The organism is Candidatus Fukatsuia symbiotica (assembly GCF_003122425.1).
GTDB lineage: Bacteria > Pseudomonadota > Gammaproteobacteria > Enterobacterales > Enterobacteriaceae > Fukatsuia > Fukatsuia symbiotica.
The window spans coordinates 744,286-765,044 of the sequence record NZ_CP021659.1 but is presented as its reverse complement, the minus strand read 5'-3'; the positions used below and the strand labels follow the sequence as shown (position 1 = coordinate 765,044).

24 protein-coding genes and 2 pseudogenes are annotated in these 20,759 nt (G+C 42.7%); 14 read left to right on the top strand and 12 right to left on the bottom strand.

Annotated elements, in window-relative coordinates; all coding sequences use genetic code 11:
* Positions 1-77 precede the first annotated feature (77 nt).
* The 5 genes from CCS41_RS03735 (at position 78) to potI (ending at position 5,114) form a co-directional block, all read left to right on the top strand.
* Positions 78-620: a type III secretion system chaperone family protein gene (locus CCS41_RS03735; protein ID WP_072550561.1), complete on the top strand. Its 543-nt coding sequence runs from the start codon at positions 78-80 to the stop codon at positions 618-620.
* A gap of 236 nt (positions 621-856) precedes the next feature.
* A complete protein-coding gene (potF, locus tag CCS41_RS03730; RefSeq protein ID WP_072550560.1) occupies positions 857-1,960 on the top strand; it encodes a spermidine/putrescine ABC transporter substrate-binding protein PotF in 1,104 nt (367 codons plus the stop codon).
* A 21-nt stretch (positions 1,961-1,981) separates the two neighbouring features.
* Entirely contained in the window at positions 1,982-3,115 is a 1,134-nt protein-coding gene (gene potG, locus CCS41_RS03725) for a putrescine ABC transporter ATP-binding subunit PotG (RefSeq protein WP_072550559.1), read from the top strand.
* A 1-nt stretch (position 3,116) separates the two neighbouring features.
* A complete protein-coding gene (potH, locus tag CCS41_RS03720) occupies positions 3,117-4,085 on the top strand; it encodes a putrescine ABC transporter permease PotH (RefSeq protein ID WP_072550558.1) in 969 nt (322 codons plus the stop codon).
* Between the two features lie 141 nt (positions 4,086-4,226).
* The gene (potI, locus tag CCS41_RS03715) at positions 4,227-5,114 is read left to right on the top strand and encodes a putrescine ABC transporter permease PotI (protein WP_119797235.1); all 888 of its coding nucleotides are present in this window, start codon (positions 4,227-4,229) and stop codon (positions 5,112-5,114) included.
* Here potI and CCS41_RS03710 read toward each other — a convergent pair.
* The 7 genes and pseudogenes from CCS41_RS03710 to artP all read right to left on the bottom strand — a co-directional run bounded on the left by CCS41_RS03710 (position 5,074) and on the right by artP (position 10,795).
* A complete protein-coding gene (locus CCS41_RS03710; protein ID WP_205411485.1) occupies positions 5,074-5,820 on the bottom strand; it encodes an ABC transporter permease in 747 nt (248 codons plus the stop codon). The genes potI and CCS41_RS03710 overlap by 41 nt on opposite strands.
* Before the next feature lie 79 nt (positions 5,821-5,899).
* Entirely contained in the window at positions 5,900-6,748 is an 849-nt protein-coding gene (locus tag CCS41_RS03705; protein ID WP_072550555.1) for an ABC transporter ATP-binding protein, read from the bottom strand.
* Positions 6,738-7,778: an ABC transporter substrate-binding protein gene (locus CCS41_RS03700; protein ID WP_072550581.1), complete on the bottom strand. Its 1,041-nt coding sequence runs from the start codon at positions 7,776-7,778 to the stop codon at positions 6,738-6,740. Before CCS41_RS03700 ends, CCS41_RS03705 begins: the two co-directional genes overlap by 11 nt.
* A gap of 32 nt (positions 7,779-7,810) precedes the next feature.
* Positions 7,811-8,566, bottom strand: a complete 756-nt coding sequence (gene artM, locus CCS41_RS03695) for an arginine ABC transporter permease ArtM (RefSeq protein WP_072550554.1) — start codon at positions 8,564-8,566, stop codon at positions 7,811-7,813.
* Positions 8,559-9,281, bottom strand: a complete 723-nt coding sequence (gene artQ / locus CCS41_RS03690) for an arginine ABC transporter permease ArtQ (protein WP_072550553.1) — start codon at positions 9,279-9,281, stop codon at positions 8,559-8,561. Before artQ ends, artM begins: the two co-directional genes overlap by 8 nt.
* 20 nt (positions 9,282-9,301) lie before the next feature.
* Positions 9,302-10,047, bottom strand: a pseudogene (gene artJ / locus CCS41_RS03685) (arginine ABC transporter substrate-binding protein).
* A 19-nt stretch (positions 10,048-10,066) separates the two neighbouring features.
* Positions 10,067-10,795: an arginine ABC transporter ATP-binding protein ArtP gene (gene artP, locus CCS41_RS03680; RefSeq protein WP_072550551.1), complete on the bottom strand. Its 729-nt coding sequence runs from the start codon at positions 10,793-10,795 to the stop codon at positions 10,067-10,069.
* 187 nt (positions 10,796-10,982) lie between these two features.
* On the opposite strand from artP, the gene CCS41_RS03675 reads away from it, so the two are divergent.
* The 5 genes from CCS41_RS03675 (at position 10,983) to CCS41_RS03655 (ending at position 14,489) form a co-directional block, all read left to right on the top strand.
* Positions 10,983-11,387 (top strand): hypothetical protein, encoded by a 405-nt coding sequence (locus CCS41_RS03675; RefSeq protein ID WP_072550550.1) that lies wholly within the window; start codon positions 10,983-10,985, stop codon positions 11,385-11,387.
* Between the two features lie 48 nt (positions 11,388-11,435).
* Positions 11,436-11,768, top strand: coding sequence for a heavy metal-binding domain-containing protein (locus CCS41_RS03670; protein ID WP_072550549.1), 333 nt, complete (start codon positions 11,436-11,438; stop codon positions 11,766-11,768).
* Positions 11,769-12,133: 365 nt separating this feature from the next.
* Entirely contained in the window at positions 12,134-12,487 is a 354-nt protein-coding gene (locus tag CCS41_RS03665) for a hypothetical protein (protein WP_072550548.1), read from the top strand.
* A gap of 465 nt (positions 12,488-12,952) precedes the next feature.
* Entirely contained in the window at positions 12,953-13,927 is a 975-nt protein-coding gene (locus CCS41_RS03660; protein WP_072550547.1) for a hypothetical protein, read from the top strand.
* Positions 13,899-14,489 (top strand): hypothetical protein, encoded by a 591-nt coding sequence (locus CCS41_RS03655; protein ID WP_072550546.1) that lies wholly within the window; start codon positions 13,899-13,901, stop codon positions 14,487-14,489. Before CCS41_RS03660 ends, CCS41_RS03655 begins: the two co-directional genes overlap by 29 nt.
* Positions 14,490-14,927: 438 nt before the next feature.
* Here CCS41_RS03655 and CCS41_RS03650 read toward each other — a convergent pair whose 3' ends face one another.
* Positions 14,928-15,950, bottom strand: coding sequence for an IS630 family transposase (locus CCS41_RS03650; RefSeq protein ID WP_119797028.1), 1,023 nt, complete (start codon positions 15,948-15,950; stop codon positions 14,928-14,930).
* Between the two features lie 125 nt (positions 15,951-16,075).
* Between CCS41_RS03650 and CCS41_RS03645 the strand changes: the two genes are divergently transcribed.
* The 4 genes and pseudogenes from CCS41_RS03645 to CCS41_RS03635 all read left to right on the top strand — a co-directional run bounded on the left by CCS41_RS03645 (position 16,076) and on the right by CCS41_RS03635 (position 18,308).
* Positions 16,076-16,720, top strand: a complete 645-nt coding sequence (locus CCS41_RS03645) for a DUF1640 domain-containing protein (RefSeq protein WP_119797233.1) — start codon at positions 16,076-16,078, stop codon at positions 16,718-16,720.
* Positions 16,721-16,779: 59 nt separating this feature from the next.
* Positions 16,780-17,115 (top strand): annotated as a pseudogene (locus CCS41_RS03640) (helix-turn-helix domain-containing protein); the annotation flags it as partial.
* A gap of 234 nt (positions 17,116-17,349) precedes the next feature.
* The gene (locus CCS41_RS17075) at positions 17,350-17,475 is read left to right on the top strand and encodes a hypothetical protein (protein WP_275887647.1); all 126 of its coding nucleotides are present in this window, start codon (positions 17,350-17,352) and stop codon (positions 17,473-17,475) included.
* Positions 17,439-18,308, top strand: coding sequence for an IS110 family RNA-guided transposase (locus tag CCS41_RS03635; RefSeq protein ID WP_338025031.1), 870 nt, complete (start codon positions 17,439-17,441; stop codon positions 18,306-18,308). The genes CCS41_RS17075 and CCS41_RS03635 overlap by 37 nt, the downstream gene beginning before the upstream one ends.
* A 39-nt stretch (positions 18,309-18,347) precedes the next feature.
* Here CCS41_RS03635 and CCS41_RS03630 read toward each other — a convergent pair whose 3' ends face one another.
* The 4 genes from CCS41_RS03630 to radC form a co-directional block, all read right to left on the bottom strand.
* On the bottom strand, positions 18,348-18,965 hold the full coding sequence (locus tag CCS41_RS03630; RefSeq protein WP_072551107.1) for a trimeric intracellular cation channel family protein: 618 nt from the start codon (positions 18,963-18,965) through the stop codon (positions 18,348-18,350).
* Positions 18,966-19,206: 241 nt separating this feature from the next.
* On the bottom strand, positions 19,207-19,380 hold the full coding sequence (gene rpmG, locus CCS41_RS03625) for a 50S ribosomal protein L33 (protein WP_072551106.1): 174 nt from the start codon (positions 19,378-19,380) through the stop codon (positions 19,207-19,209).
* On the bottom strand, positions 19,373-19,654 hold the full coding sequence (gene rpmB / locus CCS41_RS03620; RefSeq protein ID WP_083429672.1) for a 50S ribosomal protein L28: 282 nt from the start codon (positions 19,652-19,654) through the stop codon (positions 19,373-19,375). The genes rpmG and rpmB overlap by 8 nt, the downstream gene beginning before the upstream one ends.
* A 413-nt stretch (positions 19,655-20,067) precedes the next feature.
* On the bottom strand, positions 20,068-20,736 hold the full coding sequence (gene radC, locus CCS41_RS03615) for a RadC family protein (RefSeq protein ID WP_072551105.1): 669 nt from the start codon (positions 20,734-20,736) through the stop codon (positions 20,068-20,070).
* Between the last annotated feature and the right edge of the window lie 23 nt (positions 20,737-20,759).

Below are 20,759 nucleotides of genomic sequence, written 5' to 3'. Positions count from 1 at the left end.
TGTCAGAATTGATGATGGCGCTTGTCGTAAATATTCCGTAAGCTATGCCACTTTTCGTCTTAATGAGGTTGATTGTAATGAGTTCACTCAATGCTCTAGATTTCAAGGTTCCAGATTTGGCCTTATTGCGCTGTTGGCTAAGTCAACTGGGATGCCCGTTTTTCGAGTGTGACTCCTGCCAAGCGCTCCACTTATGCCACATGCAAAAATGTGACGGTGTGTCTGATGCCAGAATTGATCTCAAGGATGACGTTATCCTGTTTTCAGTGCTGGCAGAAATCAGGCCAACGGCATTGATCCCGCTAAGCAGCAATTTAAGCCAGATTAATACTCTCTCTCTGACAGCAAAAGCATTTATTAATATCGAAGAAAATGACAATCTGGCACAGCTGATCGTATGCCAATCTATCAGTATCGCCACCGGCATCACTGAACAGCAATTTGACCACTTTATGCAGCAATCTACAGAACAAATCTCGATGATTATTTCCACAGTGGCAGAAAATGATATGCTATTTCTTAGTGACGACTATGAATATGAGGACGACGAAGAAGAGGAGGAAGAGGAGGAAGAAAAAAACTCGCCACCGGTGTCAAGATTTCGTCCAATTATCCATTAATCTTGGAATAGGCGAAAAAACGTCGTCACTTCTTGTATACAACAAGAATACTCATTTTTGATGAAGTATCAACGAGTGTAATAAATTCCTAAGAACCTGTTCCAAATCTTCTTGAGCGACGCTCAGACAAGGAAAAAATGAGTATTTTGAGCGCGTTTTTGACGAATTGCTTGACCAAAACACGGCGAGCACAAGAGATTTCGAACAGGTTCTAATAAGCTTCTAAGGAGTTGTAGATGTTCAACACAAAGTGGTTATCCGCTATAGCTATGGGTCTGTTAATGGCCACATCCGTCTCCGTTGCTGCTGAGGGGAAAAGGTTGCATGTCTACAATTGGTCTGATTACATCGCACCCAATACACTGGCTAATTTCCAAAAAGAAACCGGCATCAAAGTGGTCTATGATGTGTTTGACTCCAACGAAGTGCTGGACGGTAAGCTTATGGCAGGCAGCACCGGTTTTGATTTGGTGGTTCCTTCGGACAGTTTTCTTGAACGCCAATTGACAGCTAAGGTTTTCCAACCTTTGGATAAAAGTAAGTTACCCAACTATAAAAATCTTGATCCACAATTGCTAAAATTGGTAGCCAGTTACGATACAGATAATCAATTTTCTATCCCCTATATGTGGATGACTACAGGGATTGGTTATAACGTTGATAAAGTCAAAAAGGCATTAGGTAACGATGCACCGGTCGATAGCTGGGATTTAGTGCTAAAACCGGAAAATTTGGCGAAACTGCAAAACTGCGGGGTTTCTTTTCTTGATGCACCCAGTGAAGTTTTTGCTACCGTACTGCATTATTTAGGCAAAGATGCAAACAGTTCATTGGCCTCAGACTATACCGGCACGGCAACTGAGCTATTATTAAAATTGCGACCCAGTATCCGTTATTTTCATTCTTCCCAATACATTAATGATCTGGCAAACGGGGATACCTGTGTAGCTGTTGGTTGGAGTGGAGATATGATCCAAGCAGCCAACCGAGCAAAAGAAGCAAAGAATGGTGTTAATTTAGCTTACAGCATTCCTAAAGAAGGTGCGTTAGTGACTTTTGATCTGTTTGCTATGCCTGCGGATGCAAAAAATCCACAGGAAGCCTATCAGTTCCTGAATTATTTGATGCGCCCAAATGTCATTGCCGATGTCAGTAACCATATCTACTACGCCAATGCTAACCAGGCGGCCACACCCTTGATGAATGCAGTGGTACGAGATAACCCTGAGATCTACCCTCCAGCGGACATCCGCGCCAAAATGTTTACTCTGAAATTACACCCACCAAAATTGGATAGAGTAATTACGCGCGCTTGGACTAAAGTTAAAAGCGGTAAATAGAACCATTGGAGAGTCCACTGAGTGAACGAAGTTACTGGCCGCCTACCACCGAAATCCCAGAAGGTTTTTACTCCTTTGCTGGAGATACGCAATTTAACCAAATTTTTTGATGGTCACGCCGCAGTCGATGATGTCGATTTAACCATCTACAAGGGTGAAATTTTTGCGCTGCTAGGCGCATCGGGCTGCGGAAAATCAACGTTATTACGTATGTTGGCGGGCTTTGAACAACCGACTCAAGGACAGATAGTGCTTGATGGGCAGGATTTATCCCGTGTGCCGCCCTATCAGCGTCCCATCAATATGATGTTTCAGTCCTATGCACTGTTTCCTCATATGACGGTAGAGCAGAATATCGCTTTTGGATTGAAGCAAGACAAACTCGCAGCGCAGGAAATTAAAAATCGCGTCGCCGAGATGCTGACGTTGGTACATATGGAAGAATTTGCCAGACGTAAACCACATCAACTCTCCGGTGGTCAGCGACAACGTGTAGCTTTAGCACGCAGTCTGGCTAAGCGACCCAAATTACTGCTGCTGGATGAACCTATGGGTGCGCTGGATAAAAAACTTCGTGACCGTATGCAATTGGAGGTGGTCGATATTTTGGAAGGTGTCGGTGCAACCTGTGTCATGGTGACACATGATCAGGAAGAAGCGATGACAATGGCCGGGCGTATAGCCATTATGAACCGTGGAAAATTTGTACAAATCGGTGAACCGGAAGAAATCTACGAACATCCAAACAGTAGATTCAGTGCCGAATTCATTGGCTCGATAAATGTGTTTGAAGGTTTATTGATTGATAGGAAAGATGATGCATTGCGGATCCATAGCCCTGGCTTGCGCCATTCGCTAAAGGTCCCTTCTGATGCTTCGGTAATCGATGGTGTTCCAGTATTGATCGCACTGCGCCCAGAAAAGATTATGCTTTGCGAAAACATACCGCAAGATGAATGTAATTTTGCAGTGGGAGAAGTAGTAGATATCGCCTATCTGGGAGATTTATCTATCTATCATGTAAAACTGCACAGTGGTCAGATGATCAGTGCCCAATTACAGAACAGTCATCGCTACCGTAAAGGCATGCCAACCTGGGGCGACACAGTACACTTATGTTGGGATGCCGACAGTTGTGTGGTTTTGGGGAGTTGATATGGCAACGTTAGATCCTGCACGTACCTCAGCAAAATCCATCGCTCGCGTTATCCTGTCGGTTAAAACACTATTGCAACGCATTCAGCTGACCCAAGGCCGTAAACTGGTAATAGCACTGCCGTATCTCTGGCTATTTTTGCTGTTTATGTTGCCCTTCCTGATCGTGTTTAAAATCAGTCTGGCCGAGGTAGTACGCACCATCCCACCCTACTCTGATCTCGTTACCTGGTTGGACGGCAAGCTAAGTATTGCGCTGAATCTGGGTAATTACCTGCAATTACTCAACGATCGACTGTACATCGATGCTTATCTACAATCCTTGCAAGTTGCACTTATCTCGACGCTATGTTGTCTACTTATTGGTTACCCACTGGCGTGGGCGATTGCTCAAAGTAAATCTTCTACACGCAATATTTTTCTTTTGCTGATTATCCTGCCATCTTGGACATCATTTTTAATCCGAGTTTATGCTTGGATGGGGTTGCTAAAAAACAATGGCATCCTAAATAACTTGTTGATGTGGTCAGGTATTATTGATCAACCCTTGGTGATCCTGCATACCAATCTCGCGGTATACATTGGGATCGTTTATTCCTACTTGCCTTTCATGGTATTACCTATCTACACCGCGTTAACACGGCTAGATTATTCATTAGTAGAAGCAGCATTAGATCTCGGTGCTAAACCATTTAAAACATTCGTCAATGTCATTATCCCACTGACTAAAGGCGGTATTATCGCCGGCTCGATGCTGGTCTTTATCCCAGCGGTGGGAGAATTTGTTATCCCTGAATTATTGGGAGGACCGGATAGCATTATGATCGGTCGTATCCTGTGGCAAGAATTTTTTAATAATCGCGATTGGCCGGTAGCTTCAGCGGTGGCGATAGTCATGCTGGCCTTACTGATTATGCCAATACTCTGGTTTCATAAGCATCAAAACAAGAGACTTCTTGCAAAACCGTAACAAGTGGTATGAAGTCAAGGCACTCGGAGCACAATAACTGCGTGGTATATATGCGTACATGAGGATTGTGAGCACCACGTAACGCCGAATTCACACCAAGCAGTGGGTTTGCAAGAAGTCTAAGACAATAGGAGCCAGGATGTGAAAAACTCAGTACACTCGGTATGGCGTCGCCTGATCCTATTGATAGGCTACACCTTCCTCTATGCTCCGATGTTAATACTGGTCGTCTATTCATTTAACAGTTCCAAATTGGTGACAGTTTGGGCGGGCTGGTCGGTTCGTTGGTACAGTGAATTATTTAATGACTCGACGATGATTTCAGCCGTAGGGCTCAGCTTGACAATAGCAGCAGCATCGGCAACGATGGCAGTGGTGCTCGGTACCCTGGCCGCTGTTGTGATGATCAGATTTGGGCGTTTTCGCGGTTCAACCGGTTTTGCCTTTATGTTAACGGCACCTTTGGTTATGCCAGATGTGATCACCGGTCTATCATTACTATTGCTATTTGTTGCTATGGGACATGCCATTGGCTGGCCGGCGGAACGCGGCATGGTCACCATCTGGTTAGCACATGTTACTTTCTGCAGCGCCTATGTCACTGTGGTGGTCAGCTCAAGATTACGCGAATTAGACCGTTCGATTGAAGAAGCGGCAATGGATCTCGGCGCAACACCACTGAAAGTATTCTTTGTGATCACTGTCCCCATGATTACCCCAGCATTGGTATCTGGCTGGCTACTTGCATTTACACTCTCTCTAGATGATTTGGTGATCGCCAGCTTTGTTGCTGGCCCTGGCGCGACTACCTTGCCTATGTTGGTGTTCTCTAGCGTACGGATGGGCGTTAATCCAGAAATCAACGCGTTAGCGACATTGATCCTATTAGTCGTGGGTGTTATCGGTTTGATCACATGGTGGTTTATGTCACGAGTAGAAAAACAGCGACTACGTGACCTGCGTAGAGCCGCGCGGGTTGATATTATACCTATTTCACTTGCCGATATCTTAACGCCTTACGTTCAATGACATTAACGCCGACATCTAGTAATAACGCACATAGGGTTAATAATAAGGTACCTGCCAATATCGTATTGATATCAAAGTTACCTTCTGCTTGCAGAATCAAGTAACCAATGCCACGAGAGGATCCCAAATACTCACCCACAACGGCACCCACAAAGGCCAGGCCGATCGCAGTATGCAAGCTGGAGAATACCCATGACGTAGCGGATGGCAGATAGACTGTCAATAATTGCTGTCGCCGGCTCGCACCTAGCATACGCACATTGGCTAACAGTGTAGGATTAACGTCACGCACACCCTGATAAACGTTAAAAAACACGACAAAAAATACTAATGTGATAGCAAACGCAACTTTTGACCAAATGCCCAGACCAAACCACATGGCAAAAATGGGTGCCAAAATCACACGTGGTAGCGAATTCACGGCTTTGATATAGGGCGCTAATAGCGCAGAAGCCAACGGAGAGACACCAAGATAAAGCCCAGCCAACATGCCAGCCAAAGTTCCCAAGGTAAACGCAAGTAAAGTTTCCGTTAACGTAATAATTAAATGAGGGTAAATCTGCGCCGGAAAAGAGAGAGAGAAAAGCAGCCTATCCCCCCACTCAATATCCATTTTTCCTTCTCCCTGAGTAAACCATTGCCAGAGATTCATCAGTACCTTACAAGGTTCGCCGAAAAAAAATGCCAGTTGCGGGTTCCATGACATGATCTCCCATAGCGTCAAAAAACAGCCAAGCAATAGAAGTTTTCCCAGTAACAAGGCGGTCGGGGAGATGTTAACGTTTTTACACTTCATGATCATGAGACAAACCATGTTGATAGTTTTTAAGCACTTCGCTACGTAGCACATCCCAAATATTACGATGTAGTGCAACAAAATCGGGATGGCTTCTGATTTCTGCCACATCTCGTGGACGTGGCAGAGAAACATCAAATTCTCCTATCGGGCGCGTAGCGGGGCCAGCCGAAAGCACAACCACCCGGTCTGCCAGAGCAATCGCTTCGTCCAGATCGTGGGTGATAAATAGCACCGCACTTTTTTTCTTCTCCCACAACGCCAGCAATTCATTTTCCATCAGCTGACGTGTCTGTATATCTAGTGAAGAAAAAGGTTCATCCATCAAAATGATATCTGGATCAAGGATCAGTGTTTGTGCCAATGCCACACGCTTACGCATTCCGCCAGAAAGCTGAGAAGGATAGCGATCTGCTGAGGCTGCCAGCCCTACACGTGTCAACCATTCCCTTCCTCGAGTACTAGACTCTCCGGGTGACATACCACGGTAGGTTAACCCTAATACCACATTTTCCAGCACGGTGAACCAAGGCATTAACACTTCGTTTTGAAACATGTACCCTGCACGCTGATTAATACCGTTCAATGGTTCATTAAATACCAGGATGTGCCCCGAAGAAGGCGCTATCAACCCCGCACAAAGATTCAGTAACGTCGATTTTCCGCAACCCGTTGGACCAACGACAGCAACAAACTCTCCGGCATTGACCGTCAAGGTGGTTTCCGCCAGTACAATCAACCTTTCCAAAGGATCCAGTGAGTTCACATAGTGATATGAAACCGCATGCAACCACAGTGCCTTGTCTTCTATTTTTCCAGAAGGCTGATTAAAGTGCATGCTGCTGCTCAGATAATACCTGTTGTGCAACTAATACATAGTGATTAGTCCAGGTACGAGAAAGATCGATATTTTCAGGGTGAATACTGGGGTTGAATGTCGCCAGCGCATGTAATGCTGTTTTCGCCGCAGCAGGGGAGAATAGCCCATCTTTTGATATAGCATGACGGATATTAGCGTAAGCCGTTTTATAAAGTTCGGGATCGCCTTGTAAATAATTTTTAGGCACCACAGCTGCAACTTCCTCGGGTGAAGCTGTGCTGAGCCAGTGTAGTGCTTTAAGCATGGCTTGGGTCAGTGCCTGTACGGTAGCGGGGTTATCCTTTAGAAAGGATCCTTGAGCGTAAAGAGAACCCGCTGGCATCGCACCACCGAAAATGGCTTCAGTGCCTGACAATGTGCGAGTATCGGCAATAACAGTAATCTCGTTATTTTTTTCGAGTAAAGAAATGACAGGTTCTGTGTTGGCGATAGCATCAATACGTCCTGAGCGTAGCGCATCAACAGCACCAGCTGAAGTGCCAACACCAATAAAAGAGACGTCCTGTGGTGTTAAACCTCCTTTTGCCAGGACAAAACTCGCCACCATATTGGTGGAGGAACCTGGTGAGCTAATACCGATTTTCTTTCCTTTTAAATCGGCAATCTGACGATAATTGGGCAAGGTTTTTCGTGAGACGCCGACAACAATCTGTGGTGCTAAGCCTGTCATGATGAACGCGGTAATGTACTGATTTTTTGCTTGTAATTTGATCGTATGCTCGTACGCACCACTGACCACATCGGCACTGCCGCCAATCATCGCTTGCAACGCCTTGCCGCCACCTGCGAAATCAACAATTTCAACGTGCAATCCGGCCTGTTCGAAATAGCCTCGCTGCTGTGCAATGGTCAGCGGGAGATTATAAAGAACACTCTTTCCTCCCACCGCAATAGTGACACGGGGTTTTTCTAACAAGGTCGATGATGAAATAGCCTGAGCACTAAACAATAATAAGACAACCAAAATTCCTTTAAAAATAGATTGCACCACGTGATCTCCTATATCCAAGCGGTTAATTATCAATTACAGCGTTCAAAAGCCAAGGCGCGCTGCTCGACTAAACGCATTAACAACGTTAATAACCCGTTAATACACAAGTAGACGACAGCGGTTGCAGCAAACACCATGACGTCATAAGTACGACCGTATATCATTTGGCTGTAACCCATTACCTCCATCAACGTAATGGTATAGGCCAAAGAAGTACTTTTAAACACCAATATTACTTCATTAGAGTATGAAGAAAGCGATCGTTTCAATGCGAAAGGAAGTAAAATCCGCAAGGACTGCATCCTTGACATACCTAGAGCAACACAAGCTTGCCACTGACCTTGGGGAATGGCCCGCACTGTGCCATAAAACAACTGAGTACTGTAAGCAGCACTGTTTAGTGCCAGTGCTATCATGGCACACAGCCAAGGTTGTGACAGCAGATCCCATAGCCACGGGTACTCACGAATTGACGGGAATTGCCCTGAACCGTAATAAATCAAAAAAATCTGAACCAGTAGAGGAGTACCGGTAAACAGGGTGATATAGATTTTTACTAAAGGTGCTAGCAACGGTGTTTTGATGATACTTCTTGCCATGAAACCCGCTACAGGGTGTGCATCCTGCATCTTGACGCCACAACACTCGCCACGCTGTCGTAAAAAATCCATTGTCAAAACGATGGTAAATAGCACGGCCAGCAACAATGCAAGCAACAGTGATGCCATAGTCAGCGTCAGACTGGTGTACAATCCTTTGATTATCTCGGGTAAATATTCAAACATCAGCCAAGTTCCGTTCAAAATCTGTAGTACGGAATTCAATCCACTTAATCAGGTACTGACTCAGTAAAGTGATCACCAGATAAATCATTGCCACAATAAGATACCAGGTGAAAGGTTCCTGAGTACGGGTGGCAATGCTTTTAGTTTGTAACATCAAATCGTTAACGCTGATCAATGATACTAATGCGGTATCCTTCAATAACACCAACCATTGATTACCCAAACCAGGCAGTGCATGACGCCACATTTGCGGCATAATCAGCCGGAAGAAAATCACGGCGGGCTTGAGAGCCAATGCCTGAGCCGATTCCCACTGACTGATCGGCACGGCTTTCAGTGCACCACGTAGAGTTTGTGAAGCATAGGCAGCATAGAGCAAAGCCAGAGCAATCACTGCACATAAAAAAGGACTCACTTCAAAACTATCGATATTCAATCTGAGCGGTAATTGAAACAGATAAAAATTCAACGTGAATCCATCAGACAACAACATCAATAACTGAGAAGAGCCAAAATAGATGAAAAGAACCACCAAAATTTCTGGTAATCCGCGTAACAACGTGACAAGAGAGGTACCGAGATAACGAAAAAACCGCCAACGTGACGACTCCCAAACAGCAAATAGCATCGCTAACAGCAAACCAGAAATTAATGCACAGACAGCGAGGCCAACGGTCATCCCTGCAGCATTAACCAAAGACTGAAAGTCATTCATAAAACCCACCCCCGAGCCGTCTACTGTTTAAACCACTTATTGTAGAGGGTTTGATAAGTGCCATCCTGTCTTACCTGTACCAAGGCCGCATTTAATTTATTCAGCAACTCAGTATTGTTGTGACGCACTGCAATCCCCAAACCACTACCGAAATAATGAGCATCGGTAATCTTATCGCCAACAGCGACCAGGGTCTTATTCTTTTTTAGCCACTCATTCACCACGGCGGTATCACCAAATACCGCATCCAGACGATCATTTTTTAGATCTAGGATCGCATTTTGATAGCTGTCATAGGGAACGGTAGTAATTTCGGGATGTTCTTGCTGTAAAAATTGTTGGTGAGTCGTGCCATTTTGCATACCAACACGTTTACCACGCAATGAACCGATATCCGTGATTGTGTTTTTCTGCTTAAGCACGTTACGCGTAATAAATAGCGCGGAATTTTCATAATAAGGTTTACTGAAATCAACTTGTTTCAAACGCTCGGCAGTAATATCCATCCCCGAAATAATTGCGTCAAAACGACGAAATTTCAAACTTGGAATCAAACTGTCAAACGCTTGATTAGTAAAATTACAGGGGACGTCCATTTTTTTACACAGAGCCTGTGCCAATTCAATATCAAAACCCTGTATTTCATTATCGGCGCCAATAAATTCAAAAGGGGGTAAGAGGCTTCTGTCGCAAAGCTAATCGGCTTAGCAGCAAAAACAGTAAAATTGAGACTGGCAATAAACACAGTAATGATTAATTTTTTCATCTTATATCCTTAATAAATATCAATGTGACAAATAATGAGCAAAAGCTGCGGTTTTGGGCGCGGTAAAATGACTGGCATTACCTTGCTCGATCACATGCCCCTTTTCCATATAAACTACTCGACTGGCAGTTTTACGTGCTACTTCAACTTCATGAGTCACTATCACCTGCGTGATCCCGGTTGCCGATAATTCACGGATAATGTTCACTATTTGTGCGGTTATTCCCGGGTCTAATGCCGCGGTAGGCTCATCAAATAACAATACCCGAGGTTCCATCATTAGCGCACGGGCAATCGCCACCCGTTGTTGCTGACCACCAGAGAGATGCAAAGGAAAACGCTGAGCAAAATCGGTTAAACCTAAACGGCTCAGCAATCTTTGCGCACGCTCTCGTGCTTCTTCTTTTGACAGATCTAATACCCGGCAAGGCGCTTCTATCAGATTTTGCATGACATTGAGATGTGGCCACAGATGATATTGCTGAAAAACAATGCCCACATTACGGCGCAGTTCGCGGATAGCGGTTGCTTTCAGCTTTTGGCTAAAATCAAATTGGTTACCCGCAATCGCCAGTGACCCTGAGCGGGGTATTTCCAACAGATTCAACACCCGCAATAACGAGCTTTTACCGGCACCACTGGGCCCCAGCAACACCAATGTTTCTCCTGCAGGGCAGTCTAAGGTAACGTTGAACAATGCCTGATGTGAACCGTAGTAACAATTAATGGCGTTAAGTTGAATATTCATGCTAAAAATCTGAATAATTAATGATGCTGATAAGGGTAACTGTTATCGAATAATTATGCAATTTTTGTGCGTTAATCACAAAATAATCGCATGAAACCATTATCGAACTAGGTTGCATCTAGAGGAAAGATTCAGTACCTTTACCGGATTCGAAGCATTCTACTGCCAAACAATAAGGAGCATACAAATGGCATTGGTCGCATTTGATACACAACAAGTTGTAGAAGACCTTGAAAAGGCCGGTGTCTTGACATCTCATGCTAGAGCCATCTCTTTCGTTATTCGTAAATCTCACGAAGCTGTAGACGTCGCCACTAAGCGTGACCTTGACGACTTACATAGGGATATCGATGCCAGATTTGGAAAGACTGACACAGCAATAGCCGAAGTCCGTAAAGATCTGTCGGCTGCAATAGCCGAAGTCCGCAAGGATATGGATGTACAGTTTGAACAAGTTGATAAACGTTTTGATCAATCTGAAAAACGTTTTGATAAGCTTGAATCCAAATTCGACCGCATTCAATGGTTTCTTTATGCTGCGACCTTGGGTTTGCTGTTCAAGGAACAAATTACCCGGTTGCTTGGCATCTAGTCTAAATGCGAGCACAAGAGATTGCGAACAGGTTCTAAGGAAGCGTGCATGCAATTATCTACTACCCCAACCCTGCAAGGGTTTATCATTAGCGAATACTGCAGCATCGTCAGTAGTGAAGTCATGCTGAATATCAATGCGTTTCAAGGTTTTCTCACCGGTATACGTGATCTCATTGGTGGTCGGGTAAAAGGCTATGAATTAGCACTGCGTAAAGCCCGTGAGAATGCTTTTACTAAACTGCAAATACAGGCTGAAGAATTAGGCGCGCATGCGGTTGTTGGCATCACTATTGATTATCAGATGATAGGTAAAGGCGGTAATATGCTGATGATCTGTATAAAGGGTACGGCAGTAAAACTATTAGCCCAAACCCCGTAGAGCCTGTTCCAAATCTTCTTGAGCGACGCTCAGACGAGGAAAAAACGTGCGAAAAAGCGCAGTTTACAGAGAGTAAATGAACATTTTGAGCGCGTTTTTGACGAAGTATCAGCGAGCACAAGAGATTTCGAACAGGCTCTTAGTAATTATTTTCCACTTATTTACCTGGCAGTAGCATTAATAATATAACATAAATATAATAAATGAATTAATAGAGAAACCTCGATAATTATGTCGTGTTTTTTCTATTTATGTTTTTATTTTAAAATTTTAACCCTTTTTTGATATTTTGAAAATACAACAGGGTGTAATGTGGTTTTACTTTTTAAAAATAACAGTGAGAAAATAACTATGCGAGGATAATTATGAATATTACAACATCTTGTTCAGGAACATTTTTACCTGAAACATCAAAAACCACCGGTGATTTTGGACATTTTGGTCCTTTAACTGCAGTAAGAAATTCCAAATTAAAATTTGAAAAAAGTATACTAAGCCATATAAGTGGACCAATATGTCACTTAATTCGAAGAATAAGTAATAAGAGAGAAAAAATAGAAAAAGAAAAGGAAGAGGAAAGAAAGGAATTTTTAATGATGTTGAAAAAAACATTTGCGTCAGGAGAACTAAAAGACCGCATGGCAGGACTACCTGAAGGAAGTCTAGATGTTGGCCTGAAAATAATAAGACAAACAAGGAGAAATATTGGATTTTCCTAATCTGATGTAGATAATACAAATAGATTCACCTCAATATAATTTACAACAACATCATGCTCAATAATATATTTTCAATGACGAAAAGGGAAAATAGTCTAGCAAACTGATTATACAGTAACAACTCAAGTAATTTGGTAGCCTGTACGTTTAGCTGCTCTGATAAGATTAACTAAACGTACCTCACAATTATAATTTAACCCCATCTCACCTACGTTTAGTTTCTCGTTGACTCTCGCATAAATTCTGCTAACATCCAGAAAATCATTATTACCAAATCGTCAATGTGATTATTTTTAAAGTTTTGTATAAATAAGTAAAATAAAGTCATTTTTTTCTTGAATCAAAAATTATTATCTATTTAATGGGCGTTTTTTGATATTTTTAAAATCAAATAAAATGTAATATTTTGACTATTGAAAATAAATCTTTTAAACCGTTTTTTTAAATAACAATGAGATAATAATTATGTGTCTTCAGGCAACATCACAGCATCAAAATACAATTTCTATAGAGCAAATACGTGGAAAATTTAGTGAGGATAACGGGACGCTCACTGCTACATTCAGTTTTCAGATAACAGGGACAGGTATGTATCCTAAAGGTCCGAGTAGCAATGTATCTGCTAGTACATCTACTGCACCCGCTGCATCTACTGCACCCAAAGGTTTAATAAGAAGAAATCGTTTCACAGAATTTTTCATCGGAAAAATTCTAAATAAAGAACTCAGTTCAACTAAAAAATATGAAATAGCACTCCATAATATAGAGTCTATCAACAAGAAATTGCAAAAACCGGGTCTATCTGCTATTAAAAAAGGAGAATTACAAAATCTTTTAGCTGGACAAGAATATAAAAAAAATAAACATGCAACTGCCCCTACCACAACTCCTGTAGCCACAGATACGACGCTACCCACTAATCCTGCTACAGCGGCTGTGCCTTTACATCCTAGTCGTCCTGCTCCTTCTATTCCTGCTGCAGCGATTGAATCTAATACTGCTTTAACAGCCCCTGTATCAGACTCTAACCTGAAGAAAACTATTCGTTCTTTTGATAACACACTTTCTTCAGAGAAACTGACAGAACTGAATAGATTGCGTGACACCTACAAAAAAGATATGGCAACTGCGGTATTAAGTGGTGATATAAAACAGCCTGAATTAGATAATTTTAAAGGCTTTTTTTATGTACTTAATTTATCTTCAGAGCTGAATCGGCTCATGCCAGAACAACCTAGTAAAGAAGAGAAAATTAAATTTCTTAAAACAATAATTCAATTAGATGAAGATGCAGATTTTGTTGTAAAGGATCAGATGACTACAAAGAAATTCGTAGAAAGAAACGCTTCTGTATACGAAAAAATAAAAGCAGGTAAATCTAATTGCGAAACCGCCTATCAGGCTGCGGAACGTGCGTCAACATCCTCATCTAATATCTAATGCACAGATAACTGCAGATACCGCAAAATCATATGCTAAGATAGCAGAAGAATGTAAACAATTTGCAGGAATACCTAAAGCGATATCTTCAAGTTATGATCCAGCTACGGAAGTTGAAAAACACGCTTCCAACGCTTCAGACGCTGCACATACCGCCCAATCTTATGCAGAAAAAGCTGGAATAGCTGAAGGAGCTGCAAAAACTGCAACAGAAACTGGAGATGCTATAAAAGCTGAAAAAGCAGAACAAGAAGCCAAACAAGCAGAATTAAAAACGGAAAAACATCTTAGTATAGCTAAATTAGAACAAGACAAAGCATTAGAAATAAGTGGATATAAAGTACCCAATAGTGATAACCGAATTACAGAAGCCCAAAAAGAAGCCCAAGCATCAACAATAAGTCAATATACACATCCTATGGCTGCTCACTACGCTACTACCTCTGCACAAGTACAGAATAATACCACTTTACTTGAAAAAATGGCTCAGGATGCAGAAACACAAAGTAGAATAGAGGACGAAGAGTTAAAAATTGCATTAGGCATGTTGAATAAATCTTAATACTTTGGAAACAGCTTTAACAATTATCCGTTACTATAACAGGATCTGTCAGAGCTGGATTTCAAAAGATTAAAACAGAATCAATGATTCTATAAAACACTCACCCCCAATTAAAATTAGTATTGCTAACGTTAACTAGGGGGTTAATTATTTTAGACTACTCATAAAATTTCAACAAAATTTAATATACCAACAATATTAACAGACTCCTCCAATCTACTAAATTTTTGAGTTGATAAATTAATTTTCTATTTCGAAAATAGTTATCTCAAACACGTATCAATGCGAAATTAGCAACAAAGCTGCATTGAAAGCGATAGCATCAGAATTAGATGCAGATAAACATGGCAGAGCTTATGACTTAGGCGTCATTGTCCTGACATAAGACGAAAAAATCTGACTCCCTCAACAAACAAAGAAGTATATACCCAAGTGAAATCAAGATGCAGGATTTAGCGCCTGGAAATTATCGTTTAAGCGAGATACCAGAGAACTTGCCATTTGTGGTAGCTTCACCTCAAAGAAGTTTAAGATATCGTTCTTAAAACTCTGTTTAGATGGGTAATATCTATTGTTTCGTGTTTGCTCATTCATCACCTTCCACAATCGCTCTATCGGGTTTAGATTCGGGCTATACGGCGGAAGGTAATGAAGCTGGATATTCAACGTAAGCGCGGCGTCTTGCACAAGCTGTGAACGGTGATAGCCTGCACCCTCGAGGATCACATGTGCCGTTGTCGTGATGGGATAATGCGCGCGAATGGCAGACAGGAAGTGAACCACATTTTCGCTGTTAATCGTCTCATCATCACGGATTATGGGGTTAGCCACATTCTGGATGTTCAAGGCTCCCATGATATTCAACCGCGTTCTGCTCCCGGTGGTCTCTATCGTTTTATCCTGGCCTTTTCGTATCCAGCCGTAGCTTATTTTGGTGGCTTGTGTCGGATGAACGGCATCAATAAACAGTATGGGGTCATTACCCGCGGCGTCTTTCAATTCGCTGTAGGTCTTTATAAATTGCGGCTGTTTCTCAACGTCAAATTTATGCGGAACACCTTTCGGCTTTTTATAGCTAAAGCCATGCTGCTTCAACCCTTTATACAGACCTGATACGGTAAAGGTGATGTTCCAGCGTCCAGCGATATAGGCCACAATTTGGTGATTGTGGTGGTAGAGCGGCTGGGTGAGATGTTCAACCAGCGACGTGGTCTGTTCCGCATTGAGATAGCCATCGGAGCCGCCATTTTCAGGCTTGAGCTTGTTGAGTTTATGATAGTCTGTAAGGTGGCGCCGCACCGTGGTTTCATTAATGAGCTGTGAGTGAGCAATCATAGGGGGAGTCCAGCCGTCTGCGGACAACAAAACACACCGGATCCTGTCACAGACACGGCGGTCATGGCTTTGACGATGTTGGGCTTCGAGGGTAATTTTCTGGTCAGCAGTCAGCTCTATTTTCATGGCTATGAGCATGATCCTTATCGACTTCAAAATCAAGCATCTTCATTGATCACGGGTATATACTGTGGGACATATTTAGCATTATGCCGGGAATAGCATGGTGATCGATTAAGGAGCATGTAAAAATGGCATTGGTTACACTTGATACACAACAGGTTGTAGAAAACCTTGAAAAGGCAGGTATTTTAACGCCTCACGCTAGAGCAATTTCTTTCGTTATCCGTCAATCTCACGAAGCTGTAGATGTTGCCACTAAGCGTGATCTGGATGATTTAGGTAAGGGTATAGATGCCAATTTTGAAAGAACCGATGCTAAAATAATCGATTTACGTAAGGATATGGACGCCGGATTTGAAAAAACCGATGCTAAAATAACCGACCTACGTAAGGATATGGGCGCCAATTTTGAAAAAACAGATGCTAAAATAACCGACCTACGTAAGGATATGGACGCCGGATTTGAAAAAACTGATGCTAAAATAACCGACCTACGTAAGGATATGGACGCCGGATTTGAAAGAACCGACGCTAAAATAACCGACCTACGTAAAGATATGGACGCCGGATTTGAAAAAACCGACGCTAAAATAACCGACCTACGTAAGGATATGGACGCCGGATTTGAAAAAACAGATGCTAAAATAACCGACCTACGTAAAGATATGGACGCCGGATTTGAAAAAACCGACGCTAAAATAACCGACCTACGTAAAGATATGGATATACGGTTTGAGCAGATTGATAAGCGTTTTGAACAGGTTAATATGTAAAAGTTTGAATTTAATCTGACATTTCAATATATTTAATATGAAATGAAGGCGTGTTAGAAATGAATCAAACAGCAAAAATAATCAAACCGAAACTCGACTTACTTGACCTGGCAAAACAGCTGTGTAATGTTCAGTCAGCGTGTAAAGTCATGGGCTACAGCAGAAACAGTTATTACCGTTTTAAAAAGCTGTATGAGCAGGGAGGTGAGCCAGCCTTGGTGGAAATAAGCCGTAAAAAACCACTCGAAAAAAATCGAGTGGAGCCGCATATAGAACAAGCGGTGGTGAATATGGCTTACGACTATCCTGCTTATGGTCAGCACCGTGTGGCGAATGAACTTAACCGACAGGGGATAATGATTTCCGGCAGTGGTGTTCGCTCGGTTTGGTTGCGCCCTTATATCTTGATTATTAACTTTCAAAGGTTGATGATCCCCAACTGATCATTGGGATGTCACCGGAGAGTTTGTTTGCGCCCTTAGGCTTAAAGCTTGTGCAGTCAGATAAAACCCCGGTGACATATTTATCGTCGCCTGTAAGACCGAACGGTATCTTGTGCTAAGAGCACGTATTTATAAGGAAGGTCGGGGCGATCATTTAATTATCTGTTTTTCATGGGAGAATCAGCCATGGACAAGACCTCAGTGGGTATTGATGTTGCCAAATTAAAATTCGATGTTGCAGTGTGGGTAGAGAGAAAAAAGTATAAAACAAAAGCATTCCCGAATACCCCTCTGGATTTAGCCAACTACTGAAATGGCTTATCCCTTACGGGGATTGTCATATTTGTCTCGAAGCCACAGGGAGTTACAGTGTTCCACTGGCTATGTTCTTAGTTGATAATGGCATTGACGTCAGCCTAGAAAACCCATCACGTATTCATGCCTTTGGTGAGAGTGAACTGAGTCGGAACAAGACGGATCAGGGGGATGCAAAAATGATAGTGCGCTACTGCGCACTGCATACACCTGTCCTCTGGACTCCTCCTCCCTTGAGCGAACGTCAATTAACCGCGCTAGTACGCCATCTAAAGAGTTTAGAGGAAATGAGGCAAATGCAAGAAAATCGGCAATCAGTGGCTGACGATGTCGTTCAATCCTCACTGCTTGAAATCATTTCTGCACTTAAACAACAAATCCAGGCCACCAAAGAAAAAATAAAAAACCATATCGATAACGATCCTGACTTAAAGAAAAATAAAGCGTTGCTGGAGAGTATTCCTGGTATCGGTGAAATACTAAGTGCCAGTTTGCTGGCGTATGTGGGTAATGTGTCAAAATTCACTAACAGTAAGGCAGTGGTGGCCTATGCCGGGCTTAACCCAAAACTTTGTGAATCAGGTTTATTTAAAGGACGGAGCCGCCTATCAAAACGGGGTCATACCGAGCTCAGGAAAGCGTTGTATATGCCCGCTCTGGCTGCCCTTTCTTGTAATCCGATAGTGAAAGCACAGTGGCAACGACTCGTATCACGCCATAAAGGGGGTAAAATGGGCGTCTGTGCAGCAATGCGCAAATTACTCCAACTGGCGTATGGTGTGCTGAAATCAGGCATCCCATTCGATACAAAAATAGCACTTGCATCATGATGGGCAAGACGGTATCTAGCTTGAAAAACAGCGAAGAATCTATCTATCCTGATGTTCATAATTAAAAATAGGCAAGCCTAAACGAAATCGTAATGCAAGTAATCGGGCGCTCAACCCCACTACCAGGGTAATAAAGACAATCCAGTTGTGTGGCAAAACAGTGTACTGAAGTGCTATATAAATCCATGACGCAGCAAAAGATATCCCCGCATAAATCTCCTTCTGGAATACTAAGGGAATACAGTTGCAAAACATATCACGTAATACACCGCCAAAAACACCGGTGATCACCGCAGAGATAGCTGCGATAATGTTACTGTACCCCATATCTAGAGCAACCTGGGTACCAATAATTGAAAACACAATTAATCCGATGGCGTCAAGCACCAGAAACAGCCGCCGCAGATGTTTCATCAGGGGGGCAACCCAAGTAGTGATGATTGCGGCAACGGCAACAATAACAATGTATTTAGGATGTTCGACCCAGCTCAAAGGATAATGACCTAACAACATATCTCTAACTGATCCCCCGCCTATAGCGGTTACAGAAGCAATAATAACGACACCAAAGGTATCCATCTGACGACGACCGGCAGCTAATGCACCTGTCATCGCTTCCGCGGTGATGCCAACAATATAAAGGATACTAAGTAACATAGTGGCTCATAACGATTTTAAATAGGCTCTAAGAAAAAATAAACCTCGCATAACCCGCTATGGTGTGCATGCAAGGTTACGTGATACTAGCAATCCTCACGTACTCGTATGTACACAGCGGTTGCTGTGTGCTTTTACTTCACATAACAAACAGACAGTTTTGCAAAAAGTCTAATATAACACTGATGCTACATGGAAAAAAAAACCCGACCAAGGCCGGGTTTTCATTACGCCAACAAAACTACTTAATCTTCGCTTCTTTATACATTACGTGTCGACGGACAGTTGCAGTAGGATCAAATTTCTTCAATTCTAATTTTTCCGGCTTAGTACGTTTGTTCTTTGTGGTGGTATAAAAATGCCCCGTACCAGCAGAAGAAACGAGTTTGATCTTTTCGCGAGCATTTTTAGCCATGATTCAGCTCCTCAATACTTTTTTTTCCAAGATTTTTCTTTGTGGGATCGGAGATGATGCCGAGGCCGATTAAAACCGTTTCGACACCCTTTTTATCAATAACTCGCATACCTTTAGCAGACACACGCAAAGTGATAAAGCGTTTTTCCTGTTCAACCCAAAAACGGTGACGATGTAAGTTAGGTAGAAAACGGCGTTTAGTCGCATTCATCGCATGAGAACGTTTATTACCGCTCATCGGGCGTTTGCCAGTAACTTGGCAGACTTGAGACATATTTATTTCTCCAAAAATCAAATCAGATCGAGCTTCACAGCAGAATATAGCTGCTTCATCAGGTTTTAGAACAGGCCTCTTGCGAAAGCTGAAAGCTACCTAAAAGCCGAAGGCTACTTGAAACCGGCCACTTGCTGCGTAATGTGGATCCTGCATCACAAGGCATCCCCAATCTTCATGTATTCTGCTGTATACATTCCGCTTGCTGTACTTCGTATGCTTTTCTCCCTCCGCTACAGTTTCGCAAAAGGTCTAATCAAATCAGAAACAGCCAAACGGGTCAAAAACCTACCTAGAGATAGATCCTTCACACCGAACCCAGAGTTCCTAAAAGTCGCGTAGTATACGCCTTACAACGTCAGTGCTCAAGTCCCGAACGAGCAAACACCTTCGAAGGACAGCGAAAAATATCTTTACATCCAACCACGTTCAGCAAAGGAGACACATTCACCATGACCGATAACAAAATGATCTAGCACCCTAATATCTAACAGCGAACAAGCTTTAATCACTTGTGCAGTCATCAAACGATCGGCTTTACTCGGTTCCGCCCTTCCTGATGGGTGGTTATGAGCCAAAATCAATGCTGCAGCATTAAATTTTAATGCTTCCCGCACAATTTCTCGTGGATGAACTTCAACACTGCTGATGGTACCAGCAAACAATTCCTCATGGCGAATAACACGATGCTGGTTATCCAGAAACATCACTAAAAAAATTTCACGATCGCGATGAGAAAGAATACTTTGTAGAAACTCACGGGTGACTTTAGTGTTACACAACGCACTTTCTTTCGCCAAATAGGAAGCGGAGCAGCGGCGCGCCAGCTCCGATATTGCCTGAATTTGCGTATATTTAGATTTTCCCATCCCTTTTTGAGCACAGAGCGTCTGATAGTCGGCAGACATCAAACTGTACAATGAACCAAACTCTGTAACCAGATTTTCAGCCATCGCCATCACGTGCAGTCCTGACATTCCAGTACGCAAAAAAATAGCCAACAGTTCCGTATCAGTCAGTGCCACCGCCCCAAATTTTAGTAATTTTTCCCGAGGTGGCATAACACCAGACCATCTGTCCATCCATGACTCCTGTTTTTTTACGC